Below are 2,310 nucleotides of genomic sequence, written 5' to 3' on the forward strand. Positions count from 1 at the left end.
GGACTGAGCCCCGGGCCGCCCCGGGCCAGGGGGATCTGACGCCACGTGATCCACCGGGGCGGGCGGGGGCCGGGGGGCGGGCCGGGGGGGGCCGGCGTTGGCCGGGGGCCCCGGAGCGCCGACGTACACCCAGCGGTCCGGGGGGGGCCCCCCGGCAGCGGGGCGCCCCCCTCCCGTCGCGTCAGAGCGCGGCGTGCTCGTGGGTGGTGGGGGCTGATCGCTGCTGGGGATTCCGCTCGTCCGTGGCGTTCGCCGAGGGGACGAACCACAGGGCGCAGAGCAGGATTCCGGCGGCTATGGCCGTCAGCAGCGGCCGGCGTACGACAGACACGTACACGTAATCGATCTCCCTTGGGAAAACGCCGAATTGACCGGGTGCGCCGATGCTAGTGAAAGCAGCGGGTCGCAGGAAAGTTGCCCGGGTACGGAGGCCTACTCTCCGGTTATGAGCACTCCTGAGACATCCCGTTATGTCCGACTGCACGTGGAACTGGTGCTGGAGATCACTGATCCCCAGGAGCTGACAGAAGCGGCGCTGACCCGGATCGCGACCGACGATTCGATGCCGGACGAAGAACGTACGCATGCCCGCCTGGCGGTGCGGGAAGACGAGGCGGAGGCGCTCGCGTACCTGGTGGAGCCCTCGGAACTGGTGGGCGATGTGCCCGGACTGGAGCTGGTCCAGGGCTCGTGGAGCAGTGAGCAGATCGACTACGACCCCGGAACCGTGGAATGGGATATGGACGAGGACGACCTCACGGACGGCGATAATGAGGGCGTGGACGCCGGGGAGACCGGGCGCTCGGGCGGGTTGTAGCCGACGCGCGTGACACCCTTGGCCCCGGGACGCCGTCGCACGCGGACCGGGGCTTACAAGTGCGCCGCGTGTGTACATCCCGGAAGTCGAGTGGCGTTGCACACATCTTCGTCCGCGGTGGAACCGGACGAACCGATATGGGTGTTCTTAAAGGTCAGTAGGGCAGGGAAGCGGCGACGATGGAGAAGCGTGTGATGACGATCGGCAAGCGGCGCAAGGGCCTCGCGGCCGCGTCCGCACTGCTCGGCGGGGTGCTGGTGCTCTCGGCCTGTAGCGGTGGCGACGGTGGGGACGACTCCGGAGCCGAGCGTTCGAAGGATTCGCAGGCGCAGGTGGACGAGGCCGCGGCGAAGGACACGTCCGAGGCCCAGATAGCCATCTCGCCCAAGAACGGTGCCGACAACGCGAGCATCAACAACGCCGCGAAGGTCACGGTCACCAAGGGCACGCTCACGACGGTCGAGATGACCACCGGCGACGGGACCGCCGTGAAGGGCACGCTGGCCGCCGACGCGAAGAGCTGGAAGCCCGACGGCCAGCTGGAGCGCTCCACCACGTACAAGATCACCGCCACGGCCAAGGACTCCGAGGGCCGCGAGGCCCACGAGAACTCGTCGTTCACCACTGTTTCGCCGGACAACAGCTTCATCGGCAACTTCACGCCCGAGGACGGCTCGACCGTCGGCGTCGGCATGCCGGTCTCGATCAACTTCGACAAGGGGATCACCGACAAGGCCGCCGTCCAGGGCGGGATCACCGTCTCGTCGAGCAGCGGCCAGGAGGTCGTCGGCCACTGGTTCAACTCGCAGCGCCTGGACTTCCGCCCGGAGCAGTACTGGCAGGGCGGCTCCACCGTCACGCTGAAGCTGGAGCTGGACGGCGTCGAGGGTGCGGACGGGGTCTTCGGGGTCCAGCAGAAGACGGTCACCTTCAAGATCGGCCGTAACCAGGTCTCCACGGTCGACACCAAGGCCAAGACGATGACCATCCAGCAGGACGGCAAGACGATCAAGACGATCCCGATCTCCGCGGGCTCGCCCGAGAACCCGACGTACAACGGTCAGATGGTGATCTCCGAGAAGTTCAAGGAGACCCGGATGAACGGTGCGACGGTCGGCTTCACCGACGACGACGGCAAGGGTGAGTACGACATCAAGGACGTGCCGCACGCGATGAGGCTGTCCACGTCGGGCACCTTCATCCACGGCAACTACTGGGGCGACGACTCGATCTTCGGCTCGTCCAACACCAGCCACGGCTGTGTCGGTCTGAACGACGCCAAGGGCGCGAATGACCCCAACCAGCCTGCTGCCTGGTTCTACGACAACTCGATCGTCGGTGACGTGGTCGTCGTCAAGAACTCCCCGGACAAGACCATCCAGCCCGACAACGGCCTCAACGGCTGGAACCTGAGCTGGGCGGACTGGCAGGCCGGCGCAGCCGCCTGACCCTTCGTCATCTGTCGCCACGGCGGCGGCACCCCGACCGGGTGC

The 2,310-nt window shown here is 67.4% G+C and carries 3 protein-coding genes; 2 read left to right on the plus strand and 1 reads right to left on the minus strand.

Features of this window, described 5'->3' with window-relative positions; all coding sequences use genetic code 11:
• Positions 1-181 precede the first annotated feature (181 nt).
• The gene (locus tag ACFWV8_RS38270) at positions 182-337 is read right to left on the minus strand and encodes a hypothetical protein (RefSeq protein WP_384215094.1); all 156 of its coding nucleotides are present in this window, start codon (positions 335-337) and stop codon (positions 182-184) included.
• A gap of 108 nt (positions 338-445) precedes the next feature.
• Here ACFWV8_RS38270 and ACFWV8_RS38275 point away from each other — a divergent pair, with 108 nt between their 5' ends.
• Both ACFWV8_RS38275 and ACFWV8_RS38280 read left to right on the plus strand, forming a co-directional pair.
• Positions 446-817 (plus strand): hypothetical protein, encoded by a 372-nt coding sequence (locus ACFWV8_RS38275; protein ID WP_384215092.1) that lies wholly within the window; start codon positions 446-448, stop codon positions 815-817.
• Between the two features lie 179 nt (positions 818-996).
• Positions 997-2,265: an Ig-like domain-containing protein gene (locus tag ACFWV8_RS38280; RefSeq protein ID WP_384215093.1), complete on the plus strand. Its 1,269-nt coding sequence runs from the start codon at positions 997-999 to the stop codon at positions 2,263-2,265.
• Positions 2,266-2,310 lie beyond the last annotated feature (45 nt).

This window comes from Streptomyces sp. NPDC058665 (genome assembly GCF_042714995.1).
Lineage (GTDB): Bacteria > Actinomycetota > Actinomycetes > Streptomycetales > Streptomycetaceae > Streptomyces.